Genomic DNA, 18,726 nt, shown 5'->3' on the forward strand with positions numbered 1-18,726 from the left:
GAAAGTCGCCAATCTTTGTCGAAGTACTAGTGTGATTTCTCCTTCGTCGAAATGACATAAACTTTTCGGAAAATTTATTCACCATAGTAATAAAGAGTTTATTTCTTAGTGTTATTTGCCTGTAAAACGGCCCTCACGCTTTTGTGTTTCTCTAACAGTTCAGCTGCAGGATCGTGTTCGATATGAAGTTCTTCCATGATCATTTTAATGGCTCTTTTTACCAGTTTTTCGTTAGACAATTGCATGTCAACCATTTTGTTGCCTTTAATTCTTCCCAGTTTTATCATAACCGAGGTTGAGATCATGTTTAAAGTTAGCTTTTGTGCTGTTCCGGCTTTCATGCGGGTACTTCCGGTTAAAAATTCCGGGCCTACAACTACTTCAATGGGATAATCGGCAACCTGAGCAATAAGACCGTTGCTGATACAGGAAATACTCCCGGTTTTAATATTGTTTTCTTTGGCTTTTTCGAGTCCGCCCAGTACGTAGGGAGTGTTTCCGGAAGCAGCGATCCCGATGATAAAATCTAAACTCGAGATCTGATGTTGTGACAAATCTTTCCAGGCTTGTTCGGTATCGTCTTCGGCCTTTTCTACGGCTTTTCGAATTGCGGTATCGCCTCCTGCAATAATTCCGATAATCATATCATGGGACACTCCAAAAGTAGGAGGGCACTCGGAGGCATCCAGAATACCGATGCGTCCTGAAGTTCCGGCACCAATGTAAAATAAGCGTCCGCCCAATTGCATTTTTTTTACAATGGCTTTGACTAGTTTTTCGATCTTCGGAATTTGTTTTTCAACAATATGAGGTACCTTTTTGTCTTCTGTGTTGATGTTGACGAGCAGTTCTTTGGTGCTCATCTGATCCAGATTCTTATAAAGGGATTCTTGTTCGGTTTCGGGAATTTTGTTTTGCATAACAAATAAGTTGTGGTTGTTTTATCAAAATCGAGGCATTAGGTTATGCCTCGATTTTACCATTTTTTAGATAGCCGGATCAGCTGGGGTATTCGTATTGTTGTTTCTTTCAGAATCCGGATAAGGATACCAGTTACGGTTTCTCTCGGCACCGGCTGTTCCTGCTCCCGGACGATCAAATCTCCTGCTGTCTTCCAGTTTTAGGCTTGACATGTACATTTCGATACAGCGGTTGCGGTAAATTTCGGTTAAAATAGCAGGTTTGGTTACAGCGCCCGTGTATGGCGGAAGATTGGCACCAATGCCGTAAGTATCTGCTCCGGTTGTTTTGGTTAAAACTTTATTTAGTTCGATAAGTGCCTGAGGTAAATTGTCTTTTCGGGCATAACCTTCGGCTTTAATCAGCATCATTTCGCCTGGTAAATACAGTGGAATTGATTTGGTGTTCGAATCAAAAAAGCCTGTGGCAACTGTTGGGTTTGAACCCGGTTTGATGTAAAAATTAAGCCTTCCGTCAGCATTAGAAGGAGCTAAAGCAGCAGGCAATCCCAAAGTCAGATCAACAGGTTGAAAAACATTATTGGTTGTGATCGAAATATAGGCGATAGGATTCTGACTAATGGGATCAAAAGCAAACACCGATTTTACAGACAGATCAACCATTCCGGCATAAGCGATGGCATTGTCGTAATCTCCGGCCATCAGATACGTTCGGGCTAAAAGCGCATAAACGGTATTTTTGTAATTAATACTGGTAACCAATCCCGTTGCTCCGGTGGCTTTGTCCAGCAGTGGTTCTGCTACTTTTAAAATTTTGATGGCTTCGGTTAACACATCGGCTCTCGAATCAAAAGTGGCGTTTTTACCTGTTTTTAATGGTACACTTTGAAAATATTGCACCAGAGTTGTAATTGCCATTGCCTTAAAAATAGAGGCATGAACCAGAACACTGGCTTTTTCGGTATCTGAAGTTAGTACGTTGACATTATCGATTACTTTTTGCGATTCAGATTTAATTACCAAACACTGTGACCATAGATTGTTCACGACCTGATTTTTGGTCGAAAGTACACCGGCGCCTACAGAAAGTTCGCCTTCATCGACATTTCCGGCGTTTAGCAGTCGTAGTTCTTTTGTGGTAAATCCGTTTCCGGTAATGGTGTTGTAAACGGGGCTTGTCCGGTCAACGCTCCAAAGCAGTTGTAGTCCGTTGGCAGCACCAATAACTCCCTCTCGGGTTCCAAAAACTAATTCCTGAGAGGGCTTGGTTGGGTCTAAATAATCTTCATTACAGCTCGTTAAAAGCAATGTAAGAGCAACTATAGGGATGAATATTTTTTTCATGATGTTTTGATTTGATTAAAATTGAACTTTTACCGCCAAGGAATAAGAACTTGGAATTGGCACGGTTCCAAAATTGTATTTCGCTACAGAAGACTGTCCGCCTGAGTTGGTTTCCGGATCGAAACTGGTAAAGTGATCCCACGAAATCAGGTTTCTTCCACTGGCTGTAACGGTTAGATCGTCAAAGAATTTGTTTAATTTCCCAAAAGAATAATTAAGCGAAACTTCTCTTAATTTCAGGTAACTTCCGTCTACCACTCTAAATTCTTCCACATTATAAACCGACCAGATGTACCCACGCGGTAATTCGCCGTTAAGTTCCTGAGTAACTATTTTACCTGATCCTACACCTTGTCTGGTTCTGTAATCGGCATCAAAAACATCTACGCCCTGAACACCGTCAAATAATACTGAAAGGCCAAATTTCTTGTAATTCAGATTCGCTCCGAATGCGATGATGTAGTCCGGATTAGGATTACCAATTTGTTTGTTCAAAATGGTTCCTGTTGGCTGTCCTGAAGCATCTCTTTGTGGTGCTCCGGTATTTACATCTCCTTTTTCGGTTTGCGGATATCCGGAAGGTGTCAGCAATAAACTTCCATCGGAATTTCGGGCAAAGTAAGTTCCATAGAAAATTCCGATCGGTTTGTCCATTTCCACAAAAACAGGAGCTCCGGCTAAGTTACTATCCAGTTTGAAACGGGTTTGCGGTAATCCTGTTACTTTGTTTCGGTTGCTGCTGTAGTTTACAAAAACATCCAGATGAAGGTTTTCTTTTTTGATTAAAGCGTATTTCAAATTGATTTCGAATCCTTTGTTGTTCATTTGTCCGATATTTTTAATCGTATTGGTAGCTCCTTCAGAAGCAGCCAATTGAACCGGCAATAACAAATCATCAATATCAGCATTGTAATAGCTGAAAGATAAATTCAAACGGTCTTTGATAAAACCAAAATCGCCTCCAATTTCATACGTAACACTTTGTTCCGGTCTTAAATCCAGATTTCCTTGTTTGAATCCTTCAATAGAAAAAGCACTGTTTCCTAAAAGTGTTCCCGTAGAATAATTGGTAAAACGGGCATAAGGTTTAATTGCCGTTAAGCTTCCTGATTTTCCCCATGAAGCTCTAAAACGTACTGAACTTACAGCATCGTGAATGCTTTGCATGAAAGGTTCATCTGAAAACACATAACTCACACTCGCCTTTGGATAAAATTGTGAACGGTTGGCGCTCGAAAAAATAGTCGAAGCATCCTGTCTTCCGGCAATCGTTAGGTACAATTTGTCTTTGTAACCAACAGTTTCCTGAAGGTAGTAACCCCATAAATTGTATTTGGACTGGCTGGAACTTGGTGAACCAGGAATCAGCGTATTAAAAGCATTTATGGTTTCGATAAACGGTTTTAAGTTACGGCCTTCAACTGCCACAAAATTATCGCGATACGTCTGCACATTGTAACCTCCGTAAGTAGTGGCTTTCCATTTGTCGTTAATATTCCAAAGGTATCTTAAGTTCAAATCGTTGTTGAATTGTACGACTCTGTTGGTCGCTTCAGAAACATAACCATCATTGTAATACGCAGGATTCACAACATACGGATATCTTGGAATGAAGACATTTCCTCTTTGATTGTAATTGTCGATACCAAAAATCAAATCGGCATTGAAATTTTTAAACGGCGTATAGTTCAATTGTAAATCAGATATAATACGGTCTGTATTTTGTTTGATTTTGAAAGTTTCGATAATCGAAAGCGGATTCACCCTGTTCGGATCAACCGCCAACAGATTGCCGTTTACATCTCTTTGATTGATGTCGTAGATATTATTGGTGATGTTGATGGCATTAATCGGACTCCAGAAAACATTCCCGTCCGGTTTTTCATTCGAACTTGAGTTGATATAATTTAATCCCACCGTAGCGGATAGTTTCGAATTGAAGTCATGTTTCAATCTTACTTTGGCTCCGGCTCTTTTAAAATCGGTGTTTTTTATAATTCCTTCGTTTACCAAATAACCAAGAGAAGCAAAGTATTTGGTTTTCTCGTCTCCGCCTTGCAGCGAGAAATAAGTATCGGTTCCAACACCGGTAGTAAAGATATCATCCTGATAATCGTGTCGTTGTACGTTAGTCGTTTTGGTTTCAAGGTTTCGGCCTAAAACGGTAACTGTAGTTGGACTCGCAGGATTTCCCTGAATTGGGAACAGGGCTGGTGAAGTACTAACAAACTGTTTGTCAGACATATTCATATCCAGTTTTTTGCGAATTTGGTTAGATGTTACGCTGGTTGAAAACGTGTATCTGGTTTCTCCTGCTACTCCTTTTTTAGTCGTAATTAAAACCACACCGTTGGCTGCTCTCGATCCGTAAATGGCGGCTGCAGCACCTCCGTTTAGTACCTCAATGCTTTGTATATCGTTAGGATTAATGTCTGCAGATCTGTTCTGACCAATTTGCATGTTGGAGTTTCCGGTGGTTACGTTTAAGTTGGTTACGTTGGTGGTAGCGTTGTTTAAAACCACACCGTCAATAACATATAGAGGATCTGAAGAACCTAATATCGAAGAAGTTCCTCTAAGTTTGATACTGAAACCTCCCGCTGGATCACCCGAGTTTTGAGAAACCTGAGCACCCGCAATTTTTCCCTGCAAAGCTGTAGAAAGCCCTCCGGGTTGTGCTTTAACCAAATCTTCTCCTTTTAAACTGGTTACGGCATTTCCAAGCTCTTTACGGGTAGCGCGTACGGTGGAACCCAGTACAACCACTTCGGAAAGGGCATTTGTTTCTTCGGCCATTTTTAGGTTGATGGAAGTTGTGTTTGCTGAAATTTTAATTTTCTTCGAAGCAAATCCTACAAAACTAAAAACGAGGGTTTCGTTTTCTTTTACTGCGATGCTGAATTTTCCGTCTAAATCAGTTGTCGTGCTTTTTGAAGTGTCTTCAATCAAAACGGATACTCCTGGAAGAGAAAGTCCGTCGGTAGTACTGGTAATGGTACCGGATACGGTTTTTGACTGCGCAAAAATGGGCTGCGCAAACAAAATAATTCCAAATAGAATAAATAATAGTCTTTTCATTTTTAAAATATTTGTTTGGTTAGAGATTCTAAATATAAGAATTAATTTTAATAAATGCGATTTAATGCAAACTTTTTATGTTTTTTGTTATAAAACGCATAATAATGCATTTTTAATTTTTGTTTTTAATGTTTTAGGGCTTGTGTAGGATAATTTGTAAATTTTAGGGCGTAAATGATGCATAATAACGCATTATAATTTATATTTGTTCAAAAAAGTTAAAATGCTTAAAAAAGAAAGACATCAGTTTATCATGGATAAATTTAAGGATGTCGAAAAAATACATACGATCGATCTTGCCGCAGAGCTCAGCATCTCTGAGGATACCATACGCAGAGACTTTAACGAATTGCACAACAAAGGGCTGATCAATAAGGTATATGGAGCTGCCTTTCCGGTAAAGGAGAAATCCAATAATGTATTTGATATTACCATTATCAATGAAGATAAAAAGATTGTAGTAGGACAAAAGGCCTTGTCGTTTCTTGATGAAGGTCAGGTGATTATCATGACGGGGGGAACTACCAATTTATCTTTTTGCAAACTCATTCCAATCGATTTTTCGGCTACCATATATACGTACAGTCTGCCGATCGCAATGCAATTATCTCAGCATCCCAATATCGAATTGATCTTTATTGGAGGAAAGCTACAGAAGAAAGCGATGGTAACCGTGGGCATTGACGTAGTTCAGGTATTGTCTAAAATCAGAGCCGATGTTTGCTTCTTGGGAGTGAGTAGTTTAGATGTCAATCAGGGACTTACCGAAATGGGATATGAAGTTTCAATCATCAAAAAAGAAATGATTAAAGCTTCAGATAAAGTAATTGTGCTCGCGACTTCTGATAAAATTAACGGTAAAATGCCGCATCAGGTTTGTGGGCTCGACAAAGTAGATGCCATCGTTACCGAACTGAACCCGAAGAGTGCTAAGATTAAAAGCTTTGTGGAGGCCGGGGTGAGGGTTGTTTAAGTAAAATTGCGTTTTTATGCGGTTTTTTGTTTTGAGGCACATTACCCAATAGAAATAAAAATAACTTTACAAATTATTAAACTCCTTAAGCGATTGAGGAGTTTTTTATGTCATAGTAATTTTGAAATTTTTGCTATAATTATATTAGGATTACATCTCAAAAAAAATACTAATTGTAGTTAAAATAGTTTTATATTCGTAATCAATAAGCCTGATTTAATGATGTAAATGTATAGAAATTAATATTTTAAAAAGTAAAACTAACTTATAACGAAACAGTATGAAATTAATCAAGAAAAATGAGCTTGAAAAAATAATAGGTAAGAAAAGCTTTTGGTCACCTAAAAAAATTGTTGGTTTATGCGAATACGGTGCAGGAATCGAAGAAATTGATGATGCTTTAGGGACGCAAAACTTTTTTAAAATAAAACCATTGGTAAATTTTACTAAATATTCTGATGGAATTGAAATATCAATCATGCATAATTTCAAGCTTTATCATCTTGCTATTAATAATTCTGATATAAAATCAATAACTCTGGAATCAGGTGGCGTAATTGATGTTGAAGAGCGTTCTGTAATTAAAAGAGCAGTCGTTGGAGGTTTACTATTGGGGCCAATAGGTGCTATTGTAGGAGGAGTAAGTGGAGTGAAGGATAAAATAATTAAAGATAACGATAGTGTCATAATTATTGCCCAATCTGAAGGAAAAGAGCAAGCTGTCATATGTACAATAAAAAAAGGCAAGACACAGGAACTTGCTAAGTTTTTTAAAGAGAACTTTGGGAATTCATTTAGTGTCAATAAATAAAATAATAGAATAAGCCTCGATTTTTTTAAGATCGAGGCTTTTCTGTTAATTGTAAAATGTTGTAATCAGTAATCTATTCCACTCCAAATAAGGATTTAAAACTTCGACTAATTCATTGAACCAATAAAAGCTGTTTTCGAGATTGCTTACTTTGTTTTTTCGTTCTTTGTATCTTTTGAGGATTTAAGTAATCCTATATAAGTTAACATCTCAATTATTAGTTCTATCATGAAGTTTAGATTTTAATATAATGGATTAAATGTATTGCTATAATTTGATTTTAAAAAGTAATTCTGCAAAACAGATTCATAATATAGATTTACCCTCGCTACTAAAAAGACCGAGGTTTCATTGTTAATTTTAAAAATAGTTATTACTCCTCATCCAAATAAGGATTTAAAACTTCGGCTAATTCATTGAGCCAGTAAAAGCTGTTTTCGAGATTGCTTACTTCATTTTTAAGTGTTTCATGTTCTCTTAAAACACCTAAGGCAAGGATGTAATTGACTTGTCTTATGGCTTTCGCCATTTCTTTTGGGTCAATAGTGTTGTTGAAGAAATTGGTTAGCCTGGTTTCGGCTACTTGTGAAAGATTTTTGGTGTCCATAATTTACATTTTGGTGAATATAAAACCCGAGTTAATAAGGTAGCTTACACTATCAGAAAGCAATAATATTACTTCTAATGCCGCTACCATACCACAAGGGCAAAAGTTTTTAAATGTCAGTATTCTGTAAATTAGGAAGCGCAAATATAATAAAAATAAAATAATTATAGTAAGAAAAATAATATATTTAAAAGTGTTTTGGTTGAATTTTGGCAGGGTTGTAAATCCCATATTTTCAATTTAATTTTGGGATAATTATGATTGAAAAAATAGTAGCGGACTATATCAGTTTTATAAGAACATTTGAAACTTTATTAAAAAAGAAATATAAACAGGATATAAATCCATGTTCATTTTCGAGCACTTTTTTTGAAAGAAAAGGAACTATTGAAGGAATTGAATATTACTTTCACGGAAGTGGCTGTACGGCCAATAAAGACGGTGTTATTTATGACTATGATATTTCGATAAATGAAATTGCGTTTTCGCAATGGAAATTTTCGGAGTTTGTTAGAACGCATCCGGAGTATCAGAAACTAAATTATAGTGATGATTTTATCGAATATGAATTGTATCAGCTTATAAGTAAAGGAGTATTAGATTGGGTGATTATTGAGAATACAGAAAACCCTTCTTTTGGATGTGTTTTTATGAGTTATAGAGTTCTTGAAGAACCGCCTTTTCTTATCGATTAATTTTTTCAATAGAAATCTTATGATCCATAAAACGGAGTAAAAAATGAGTAGATTTAAAAACATAGATTCAAAGCTGATTGATTTAGCAAGTAAGCTTAATGGAAGATTGACTAAAGATCGACCTGATTATCCGGAAGTATTAAGAACATTTGAAGAACGAAGAATTGATTGGATAGAAAATGATATAATGAAAGCAATTATAATTCAACCAAATTTTGAAGCAAATGGAGTAAATTCAAATATTTGGAATTTTGTAAATGTTGCTATTTACGACGATGGCTTCTCAGTTTCAAGACCAAAATGGATTGAAATATTAGTAGATCAAAAAGACTTTATTTTTATCGCTGAGAACATTGATGAATTGCTTTTAAAGTCTCAAGAAAATTTATCTAATATTTCAATGAAGGATTTGGTGTGAATTAACGGTATTGTTTCGAAAATATTCAAGAACCCCCGCTGTGCGAAGTCTCCCGACTTCGTACCCGTTCCAATAATCTAGACGTTTTTTGAATTTGTTTGATCATTGTTGTCGCTACGAAGTCGGGAGACTTCGCAGAGCGCGGTTAGCTTCTGAAAATTCCAATAAAAAAAATCCAGATTCCAATTCAAAAAGACGTGATCAAAGAAAAAACTTAGAACCTTAGCCTCTTAGAGTCTTAGAGCCTCAAAGTTTCATTAGCCTTCGACTCCGCTCAGGGTGACAATTGGGGTGAAAGAGATTTATTTCTTTTGGAATTTGTATTCTCGTTTTTTGCTTTTTGGGTTGAGGTCGACAAATTCGTATTCTTCAAAATCTTCAAAATTAGTTTTAAAGAAATCGACTGCTTTTTCGTGCGACCAGGATTTAGGATAATAAAAACCATCGAATTCAGTATTATGAAGAAGAAGTTCAAAATCATGTTTAAATTCGTCGGCTCCGGAATAGGTTAAAGCAATTTTTCCGGTCCATTCAATATCATATTTGTTTTGAGCTGTGGGAGTAATTTTTATTCTATGATTGGCGCAGGTATCGTGTCCTAATAAATAAATTCCGAATGCAATTTCGTCATAATCAAAATCATCATCAAGGGGAAAAGTGTCTGCCAATAAATCCTCTTTTATAAAATCATTGAAAACATTTTTTTGCGAAGTTTTGTTGATTTTAATTCCATAATCTCCCCACTGTGTTGAAGACATTGTACATTGATGAAAATTGCCCCAGACTCCTTTGGAATGCCAGTCACCTTTATATTCTTCATCGTCGTCTTCGGATCGATCTTCGGCATAATAAGCATCTGTTTTTAAGTGAAAATCAAACCAAATCGATTCATCTTCTTCGATTCTTCCGTTCCATTTAAATTGTTCTAAAGTGTGACCATTTGGATATGGATTTCCTAAAAAATAGATTCTGTTTGGCTGGTTCATATATTGGAGATTTGTAACTCAAATATAAATTTCAATTTTTGAAATTCCAAATTGCAAAAGGCTGTATTGAAATATTGGTTTTATAAGCTTTCGACTCGCTACGAAGTCAGGACACTTCGCAGAGCGTGGGTTTTATTTTCTTTATTCATTCTTGTTTCGTTAATATTTATATTAGAAAACAATAATTATCAATTTTAATTCAATCATTGAAAGTTGATTAATTTTGAAAGTTGGAACAAAATTGAACTTTTGTAAATCGCCCCTTGTGATGCTATAGTTTTTTTACTTTATATCTAAGAAGTTATCGTATTGGCTGTAATGATTGAGGCAGGTAACTATTTGAGAAATACTAACTTTTGGGTTTTGTTCTGTGGCCAAGTCAACAACATCCTGAAAATTATCGCAGGAATATCCGAACCAAAAATTCATTGCGCGAACTTCTGGAGGGTAGATCTCGTTATCATCGTCATCGACTTCAACAGTATTTCCGACATAAATAATCGTTTCAGGAGAAAGTTGATCATCATTATTCGGCTCGTAGATGTCGTAGTAATAATTAGCGTTATAATTTGACGTGCGATCTTTTTTTGCTTGTACAAATTTTATGAAATCACTCAGTAACCATGTTTTATTTTTAAAATCGGACATTATAATCTAAAGTTTTAATTTTTAAAAAAGTGCATTACAAATATAGTTTTCCCCAGCTGTGCGAAGTCTCCCGACTTCGTACCCGTCCCAATAATCTAGACTTTTTTTGAATTTGTTTGACCATTGTTGTCGCTACGAAGTCGGGAGACTTCGCAGAGCTCGGAGGCTGATGTTATTTATTTTTAAAGAACAGATTATTTTAAATATCAGATTCTCCTTTTGAAACACTATCGAACCAAGCATGAAACACATCGCCAGGGAGTAAATCGTTATCATCTGAGAATATGTAATCATATCTGTATTTTGCCTGTAGCCTATTATTTTTTGCGTCATAGTATAAACGCATCTCAGTTGGCATTTCTCTATTAAACTCGTCACATTTTTCTTCGAGATTGTCTAGGCTGTTAAGACCATGATTTAGCAGTGCACTTTGCCTTTCATAGGAAGTATCATAAATTTTGTAGTCATAGTCAAGGGCATCATTTAACTTTTCTTTTTCTATAATTTTTCCATTGATTTTATAGAAAACATCAAATAATGAAGTACCGTTCTCACACGCTCCATAAATAAAAATGCCATCTACTTTTCCATCCACATAGTCAAGTGCAATACTAATTATATCTTCTTGAAATTTAGATAAGTAATCTTCAAATATTTTTCCCATTTTTATTTCTCTTATTTTTAATGCTGGTCACCCTTGATTTATAAATGATAATGCGTTTATATTATATTTTTTGAAGTCTTCAACTTGAATATTGTTTTCTTTTACAAGCAACATTCTAAGTAATTTATCAGAAAGATATCTTACTTCTGTTATATCTAAGTATGGATCAATCATTTTTACTAAAATTAAATACAAAAGTAGCTCGTCATAGTTGATAAGATATGTAGAAAGTAACCGTCGGTTTGTTTTTTGTAATAAATGGTTAGTGGAACGTCATAACTGGTTTGATAGGCTTCTCTTAATGAGCAAATTTTTAAGAAATAAAGGGCAAGAAATGCATAAATTATTTTAAGGTGGCGCGGTGCTCAGGGTGACAATTGGGGTGGAATTCCAATAAAAAAAATCCAAATTCCAATTCAAAAAGACACAATCAAAGAAAAAACTTAGAACCTTAGTCCCTTAGAGCCTTAGAATCTCAAAAAAAGAGCCTCAGAACCTTAAAAAAAACTATTTTTGTAATTCACTGAATCCGTTTTAGTTCATAAATTAAGTTATAATGTCAATAATTAAGGAGTTACAACACTTATCAGAATCATTAGAAGGAACACTTTTATACGACGATCTTCATAAAACACTTTATTCAACCGATGCTTCGGTATATCGGATCCGGCCAAAAGCGGTCGCCGTGCCTAAAACAATCGAAGACATTAGTAAACTAATTCGGTTTGCGGGACAACATCATATTTCGGTTACACCAAGAACGGCTGGAACTTCTCTTGCCGGACAAACGGTTGGCGACGGAATTGTGGTCGATGTTTCGAAGAATTTCACCAAGATTCTGGATTTTGACCCGATTAAAAAAACGGTTACGGTGCAACCCGGTGTCATTCGCGATGAACTGAATTTATTCCTGAAGCCTCACGGCGTATTTTTCGGTCCCAATACTTCGACTTCTAACCGCTGTATGATTGGCGGAATGGTAGGGAATAACTCTTCTGGAACGACTTCGATTCGTTATGGGGTAACGCGTGATAAAATTGTCGAAATCAAAGCCATTTTGAGTGATGGTTCGGCGACGGTTTTTAAAGAGCTGACTTCGGCTGAATTTATCGAAAAAACCAAAGGGGATACCTTAGAAAATAAAATTTACAAAAGCATTTACGACGAACTTTCGGTAAAGGCAACGCAGGACGAAATTACAAAAGAGTTTCCGAAGCCGGAAATTCACAGAAGAAATACGGGTTATGCCGTAGATATTCTGCTAAAATCGGATTTGTTTGGCGGGACAGAACCTACCATTAATCTTGGAAAGTTACTTTGTGGAAGCGAAGGAACGCTGGCTTTTACAACCGAAATTACATTAAAAGTAGACGATTTGCCGCCCGCCAATAACATTATGGTGGTGGCGCATTATCATAGTATTCAGGAATCGCTGGAGTCTGTTGTGGTGGCGATGAAACATCATTTGTATACCGCCGAAATGATCGACGATACGATTTTAGATTGTACTAAAACCAATCGCGAACAATCTAAAAACAGGTTCTTTTTAGTGGGGGAACCCAAAGCGATTATGCTGTTTGAAGTAGCTTCGCACGATGCCGCTGATGCGGAAAGTCAGGCCAACGCTTTAGTAGCCGATTTAGAGAAAAACAATTTCGGCTACGCGCTTGTTAAAATTTATGGTGCCGATATCGAAAAAGTAAACGAGCTTCGTAAAGCCGGTCTCGGACTTTTAGGAAGTATTGTGGGAGACAATAAAGCGGCCGATTCAATCGAAGATACTGCCGTTGAATTGAGTGATTTACCTGCTTATATTGCTGAGTTTTCGGCCATGATGCTGCGACACGGACAAGAGGCAATTTATTATGCACATGCAGGGGCGGGTGAGCTACACTTGCGTCCAGTGCTGAATTTGAAGAAAACATCCGACTTAAAACTCTTTAGAACCATTGCGACAGATGTAGCAATTTTGGTTAAAAAATACAGAGGATCTCTGAGTGGAGAACATGGCGACGGAATCGTGCGCGGTGAGTTTATTCCTTATATGATTGGCGAAACGAATTATGAATTGCTGAAACGAATCAAGCTGGCGTTTGATCCGAACTCGGCTTTGAATATTGGTAAGATTGTGAATGCCTTAAAAATGGACGAGAATCATCGTGTTGTTTCGGGCAGAGTTGAACCGGATATTAAAACGTTTCAGGATTTCTCGGATAGTTTGGGGATTTTGCGTGCTGCCGAAAAATGCAACGGTTCGGGCGATTGTAGAAAATTGCCGTCGGCAGGTGGAGCGATGTGTCCGAGTTACCGAGCCACCAAAAACGAAAAAGAAACCACGCGCGCGAGGGCGAATGCCTTACGCGAATATTTGACCTATTCAGAGAAAGAAAATAAATTCGACCAGAAAGAACTTTACGAAGTTTTTGAATTGTGTGTGAGCTGTAAAGCCTGTGCCAGCGAATGTCCGAGTAATGTAGACGTGGCCACGCTGAAAGCAGAATTTTTGTACCAATATCAAAAAGTGAATGGCTTTTCGACCCGAAACAAAATTTTTGCACATAACGCCAAACTGAATAAGATGGGAAGTTTGTTTCCATCGATTACGAATTTTATTTCCAATCAGTCTCTCGTGAAAAAAAGCATGGGAATTGCGCCGGAAAGACAGGTTCCGTTATTGGCAAAAAAGACGTTCCAAAAATGGTACGAAAAGCATAAACCACAACAAAATAATTTCCCTAACGGACAAGTGTATTTGTTTAATGATGAGTTTACGAATTATTACGATGTTAATATCGGTATAGATGCTTTTGAACTATTGACAAAATTAGGTTATGAAGTTTTAATCGTTAATCATGAAGAAAGCGGAAGAACGTATTTATCGAAAGGATTTCTGGAAGAAGCGAAGAAAATTGCAGATATCAATGTAGCTATTTTTAAGGATTTAGTTTCTGCAAATACACCTTTAATCGGAATTGAACCTTCGGCAATTTTAACGTTCAGGGACGAATATTTACGTCTGGCAACCGACAAGGAAGCAGCCGGAAAAGTAGCTAAAAATGCTTTTACGATAGAAGAATTCTTTAAAAAAGAAAGTATCGAAGGTAAGATTACGGCTGATTCTTTTTCAGAAGAAAAGAAAGAAATTAAGATTCACGGGCATTGCCACCAGAAATCTCTGAGTTCGGTTGAAGCGACTTTTGCCATGTTGAATTTACCAATGAACAATACGGTTACAATTTACAATTCGGGCTGTTGTGGAATGGCGGGATCATTTGGTTACGAAAAGGAGCATTATCAGGTGAGCATGCAAATGGGGGAAGATACGTTGTTTCCGAAAGTAAGAGCGACCGCCCAGGAAGTAAAAATCGCCGCAGCAGGAACCAGTTGCCGTCACCAAATTTATGACGGAACGAACAGGGAAGCACAGCATCCGGTAAGTATTTTAAGAAATTGCCTGAAGTAATTTTAGATTTTAGAATTTAGATTTTTCTCACGCAGATTGCTTTGTCAGTTCGCTGTCGCTTGGGTGAGCTGATTTATTTTTGCCACAGATTATGAGGATTAAAATGATTTAGAACAAAAGAAATTGGCATTAATCTGCTAAATCTGCAGTGTCTGCGAGAGAAAATTAGTCAAGTATTTCAAGTGCTAAAAAAAGGTTTTTCGCAGATTCTGCAGATTGGAATAAATAAAATCGGTAAGTATTTTAAGAAACTGTTTAAAGTAGAGGGTGTTGTCACGACCCGAGCCATAGCGCACAGGCGAAGCAATTTCAGGAATTATTCTTTTCGCCACGAATTTCACGAATTGACACGAATGCTTTTTTTACAACTCCTGACTACTATCGGAAGACGCGATTTTTTTTCTAAAATAGATTCCATTATTTTTCACAAAGATTAGAAACAAAAAAATTCGCGTTAATTCGTGAAATTCGTGGCAAAAGAAAAAATAACGTAAATCCGTTTAATCTGTAATAATCCGTGGGCAAAATAATTCACCACAAAAAGCGGTGCAAAACAAAATCGTTTTATATATTTGAAATCAGGATAATTTTTGCATTATTTGCAAAATAAAACCACAAAGACCGAATTAAATTAATTTTAAAAGCAAAATCATATATGGCATTATCAGGTTTATTCCGAAAAAAAACGGTACAAGATATTCTGAAGCAAGTTGCAAAGAACGATGCAGACGGTCATAATGCATTAGGAAAACACTTAACTGCCAGGGATTTAACCGCCTTCGGAATCGCTGCTATTGTTGGTGCCGGGATTTTTAGTACGATCGGAAAAGCCAGCGCAGATGGTGGACCAGCTGTTATATTTTTGTTTTTATTTACAGCAGTGGCTTGTAGTTTTGCTGCTTTTGCTTATGCTGAATTTGCCTCAATGGTACCCGTTTCAGGAAGTGCATATACGTATTCGTATGTGGCATTTGGTGAAATTATAGCTTGGGTTATTGGTTGGGCCCTAATCATGGAATATTCGGTTGGAAATATAACCGTTGCGATATCGTGGAGTGATTATTTTACCGGACTGCTCGCCAGCGGAGGCATACACCTTCCGCAATGGGTTCAAATGGACTATTTAACGGCCTCAAACGGATTTAATAATGCAACTGCTCTGATGCACAGCGGAAAAGCTTTTGATAACTTAGAGCCAGCCCTACAAGCTGCTTATACGGCCTGGACGACTTCTCCGGTTTTGTTTGGTTCTTTTCATTTTGTAGCCGATCTTCCGGCTTTATTAATCATCATTTTGATTACAGCATTGATTTACCGCGGAATGAAAGAATCCCGTAATGCCAGTAATATTATGGTTGTGGTGAAGCTTTGTATTGTACTTTTGGTAATTGCAGTAGGTATATTTTATGTAGATACAGCTAACTGGGATCCGTTTGCGCCAAACGGAGTGAGTGGAGTACTAAAAGGTGTTTCGGCAGTATTCTTTGCTTACATTGGTTTTGACGCCATTTCTACTACAGCCGAGGAATGTAAAAACCCTCAAAGAGATTTACCACGCGGAATGATGTGGGCGATTATTATTTGTACGCTTTTGTACATTGCCATTGCCCTGGTTCTTACCGGAATGGTACGTTATAATGAGTTAAATGTGGGAGATCCGTTAGCATTTGTATTCGAAAAATTAGACTTAAAATGGATGTCCGGAATTATTGCAGTAAGTGCGGTAGTGGCAATGGCCAGCGTTTTATTGGTATTTCAAATGGGACAACCTCGTATCTGGATGAGTATGAGCCGTGACGGATTATTGCCAAAACGTTTCTCACGTGTACATCCAAAATTCAAAACGCCTTCTTATGCGACCGTTGTAACCGGTTTTGTGGTTGCTGTTCCGGCCTTATTCTTAAATCTTACCATGGTAACAGATTTATGTAGTATTGGAACTTTGTTTGCGTTTGTATTGGTTTGTGCCGGAGTTTTGGTATTGCAAAACAAACCTGAGATTCCAAGAGGAAAGTTCAAAACACCATATATCAATTCCAAATACATAATGCCGGTTTTATTAACCATCGGATTAGTTTTTGCTTTCGGATATAATAAAAAAGCCACTATGAGCTTTATTACAAACGAGACTCAAATTAATAGCCCGGCAGATATTATTACGTCATTGGATAAAAGTGAGTCCGAAAAAGTTTTCAATTATCTAAAAAGTATTGATGTACAAAATAAAACTTCAGAAACAGCCGATTTAGAGCATTTACTAAGCCAATATCAATCTGATGATGCGAAGTATGCTGAGGTTGTAAAAGGTTTACCAATTAGTGATTCCTTAAAATTTGAAAGCGGATTCAGCTTGTTCAAGCATAAAATTCCAATGTGGATCTTCTTACTTGTTCTGGTTGGTTTGACAGTTTGGGCTTTCAAACAAAATTTATCATTGATTCCGCTTTTAGGTTTAATCTGTTGTTTGTATATGATGGCTGAATTAAGTGTATGGAACTGGATTTATTTTACAGTTTGGTTGCTTATTGGTCTTTGTATTTACTTTGGCTTTAGTCGTAAAAACAGTAAACTGAATGTAGAAACCTTGTAAGTTAAGCATACAAAAGAGATAAGCCGTTCTGAGAAGTAATTTTCAGAACGGCTTTTTATTTTGCCACAGATTAAGGAGATTTTTGTTTCACGCAGATTTAAAAAGATCTAAGCAGATCGGCGGAGATCAATTTATAATTTTGAAATAAAATCTGCTAAATCTGCGTGAAAAACTTTGTATTCCTTACAGAAGAACTTTAGAATTAATTTATGAGATTTCTTACTTTAAACTGAATTTAAAAGAAGGTTTTTTCTTATTTTTGATTTTTATGAATTTTTAATTTTTTATGCATGAGTTTTTTTGATAAAGTATTGGGTAAGAAGCGAAGCCCAATAAATTCGTATGATGATTTTTGGAATTGGTTTCTGAAAAATGAAAAAGAGTTTTTTAATATTGTTCAAAGGGGAGAAAACATCCCTAAGGGTTTCTTTGATAAATTAGGACCAAAATTAGCAGAAATTCACCCTGAGATTTATTTTTTGGCAGGAATGATTGACGATCAAATAGCTGAATTAGTTTTAACGCCCGACGGAGTAATTAGGAATATTTATATAATAGAAGAGTTAGTAAATGCTGCGCCAAAGATTGAAGGTTGGAAATTCACTGCTCTTAAGCCTGCAATAAATATTAAAAATGTTGGAATAAAGTTTGAAAATTTTGAACTCAATGCTGATAATTTAAAATTTTATCCTACTATAAATAAAGACTTTCCAGATGAAATTGATTTGACAATTGTTTATGATCATTTTACAGAAGATAAGAAGCAGCTAATAACTAATGGAGTTTATATTTTTCTGGATAATTATTTAGGCGAATTGGATTCTGTTACTTCGATAGATAACATGAAAGTAATAGGAGACAACGAAATTTCTGAGGAGTTAGTACCAATTGAAAAATTAAAAGATTATTTGATTTGGAGAGAAAAAGAGTTTGTAGAAAAATACGAAGGTATTTGGTACGATACTGAAAAGGATAATTATTCAAGCTTTGAAGCAGGTACGAAGGAAGGCGGCGTTCTTTTGGCTATTATGAATACATCTATTTTGAAATGGGATAAAAAAGCATCACATCCGTGGATATTTATTATTAGCATTCCGTTTGATGGAAGTAATAGTAATGGAATGCCTGATGAGGAAACGTATCAATCGTTAAATGAAATTGAAGATGAAATTATGGTCGAACTAAAAGATTCTGATGGATATTTAAACATTGGGAGAGAAACAGGAGAGAATAAACGAGAAATCTTTTTTGCATGTAAAGATTTTAGAAAGCCATCGAAAACGGCAGATGCAATACTTAAAAAATATAGTAGTTCTTTTGATATAAGTTACGAAATCTACAAAGACAAGTACTGGCAAACGTTTAGCCATTACGAGCCGAGATAGTTTTATAGCCACGAATTCACGGATGTATTGTTAAAAAAATTCGTGAATTCGTGGCAAAAAAACTTAGTGAATCTCTATCGAGAATATTTTAGAACGATCTTTTTTGTTTCACGCAGATTTTAAAAAGATCTAAGCAGATCGGTG

14 protein-coding genes are annotated in these 18,726 nt (G+C 36.4%); 7 read left to right on the forward strand and 7 right to left on the reverse strand.

Features of this window, described 5'->3' with window-relative positions; genetic code table 11:
- Positions 1-98: 98 nt before the first annotated feature.
- The 3 genes from murQ to OGZ34_RS10680 form a co-directional block, all read right to left on the reverse strand.
- Positions 99-920, reverse strand: coding sequence for an N-acetylmuramic acid 6-phosphate etherase (gene murQ, locus OGZ34_RS10670; RefSeq protein WP_263362999.1), 822 nt, complete (start codon positions 918-920; stop codon positions 99-101).
- A gap of 66 nt (positions 921-986) precedes the next feature.
- Entirely contained in the window at positions 987-2,264 is a 1,278-nt protein-coding gene (locus tag OGZ34_RS10675; RefSeq protein WP_263363000.1) for a RagB/SusD family nutrient uptake outer membrane protein, read from the reverse strand.
- A 15-nt stretch (positions 2,265-2,279) separates the two neighbouring features.
- Positions 2,280-5,342, reverse strand: a complete 3,063-nt coding sequence (locus tag OGZ34_RS10680) for a SusC/RagA family TonB-linked outer membrane protein (RefSeq protein ID WP_263363001.1) — start codon at positions 5,340-5,342, stop codon at positions 2,280-2,282.
- A 223-nt stretch (positions 5,343-5,565) separates the two neighbouring features.
- On the opposite strand from OGZ34_RS10680, the gene OGZ34_RS10685 reads away from it, so the two are divergent.
- On the forward strand, positions 5,566-6,315 hold the full coding sequence (locus OGZ34_RS10685) for a DeoR/GlpR family DNA-binding transcription regulator (protein WP_263363002.1): 750 nt from the start codon (positions 5,566-5,568) through the stop codon (positions 6,313-6,315).
- 280 nt (positions 6,316-6,595) lie between these two features.
- Positions 6,596-7,126 (forward strand): hypothetical protein, encoded by a 531-nt coding sequence (locus OGZ34_RS10690; protein WP_173967349.1) that lies wholly within the window; start codon positions 6,596-6,598, stop codon positions 7,124-7,126.
- A gap of 373 nt (positions 7,127-7,499) precedes the next feature.
- On the opposite strand, the gene OGZ34_RS10695 is transcribed toward OGZ34_RS10690, so the two are convergent.
- Positions 7,500-7,733, reverse strand: coding sequence for a hypothetical protein (locus OGZ34_RS10695; protein WP_263363003.1), 234 nt, complete (start codon positions 7,731-7,733; stop codon positions 7,500-7,502).
- Between the two features lie 257 nt (positions 7,734-7,990).
- On the opposite strand from OGZ34_RS10695, the gene OGZ34_RS10700 reads away from it, so the two are divergent.
- Positions 7,991-8,428 (forward strand): DUF6896 domain-containing protein, encoded by a 438-nt coding sequence (locus OGZ34_RS10700; RefSeq protein WP_263363004.1) that lies wholly within the window; start codon positions 7,991-7,993, stop codon positions 8,426-8,428.
- Positions 8,429-8,471: 43 nt separating this feature from the next.
- Positions 8,472-8,846, forward strand: a complete 375-nt coding sequence (locus OGZ34_RS10705) for a hypothetical protein (RefSeq protein ID WP_263363005.1) — start codon at positions 8,472-8,474, stop codon at positions 8,844-8,846.
- Between the two features lie 302 nt (positions 8,847-9,148).
- On the opposite strand, the gene OGZ34_RS10710 is transcribed toward OGZ34_RS10705, so the two are convergent.
- The 3 genes from OGZ34_RS10710 to OGZ34_RS10720 all read right to left on the reverse strand — a co-directional run bounded on the left by OGZ34_RS10710 (position 9,149) and on the right by OGZ34_RS10720 (position 11,144).
- Positions 9,149-9,832, reverse strand: coding sequence for a hypothetical protein (locus OGZ34_RS10710; RefSeq protein WP_263363006.1), 684 nt, complete (start codon positions 9,830-9,832; stop codon positions 9,149-9,151).
- A gap of 282 nt (positions 9,833-10,114) precedes the next feature.
- Positions 10,115-10,480 carry a DUF7716 domain-containing protein gene (locus OGZ34_RS10715; RefSeq protein ID WP_263363007.1) on the reverse strand — a complete coding sequence of 122 codons (366 nt, stop codon included), beginning with the start codon at positions 10,478-10,480 and terminating at the stop codon, positions 10,115-10,117.
- Between the two features lie 199 nt (positions 10,481-10,679).
- Entirely contained in the window at positions 10,680-11,144 is a 465-nt protein-coding gene (locus OGZ34_RS10720) for a hypothetical protein (protein WP_263363008.1), read from the reverse strand.
- Between the two features lie 556 nt (positions 11,145-11,700).
- Here OGZ34_RS10720 and OGZ34_RS10725 point away from each other — a divergent pair.
- The 3 genes from OGZ34_RS10725 (at position 11,701) to OGZ34_RS10735 (ending at position 18,582) form a co-directional block, all read left to right on the forward strand.
- Positions 11,701-14,607, forward strand: a complete 2,907-nt coding sequence (locus OGZ34_RS10725; protein WP_263363009.1) for an FAD-binding and (Fe-S)-binding domain-containing protein — start codon at positions 11,701-11,703, stop codon at positions 14,605-14,607.
- Between the two features lie 655 nt (positions 14,608-15,262).
- Positions 15,263-17,197 carry an amino acid permease gene (locus OGZ34_RS10730; RefSeq protein ID WP_263363010.1) on the forward strand — a complete coding sequence of 645 codons (1,935 nt, stop codon included), beginning with the start codon at positions 15,263-15,265 and terminating at the stop codon, positions 17,195-17,197.
- 290 nt (positions 17,198-17,487) lie between these two features.
- A complete protein-coding gene (locus tag OGZ34_RS10735) occupies positions 17,488-18,582 on the forward strand; it encodes a DUF695 domain-containing protein (RefSeq protein WP_263363011.1) in 1,095 nt (364 codons plus the stop codon).
- The last annotated feature ends 144 nt before the right edge of the window (positions 18,583-18,726 follow it).

Source organism: Flavobacterium collinsii (genome assembly GCF_946903285.1).
GTDB lineage: Bacteria > Bacteroidota > Bacteroidia > Flavobacteriales > Flavobacteriaceae > Flavobacterium > Flavobacterium collinsii.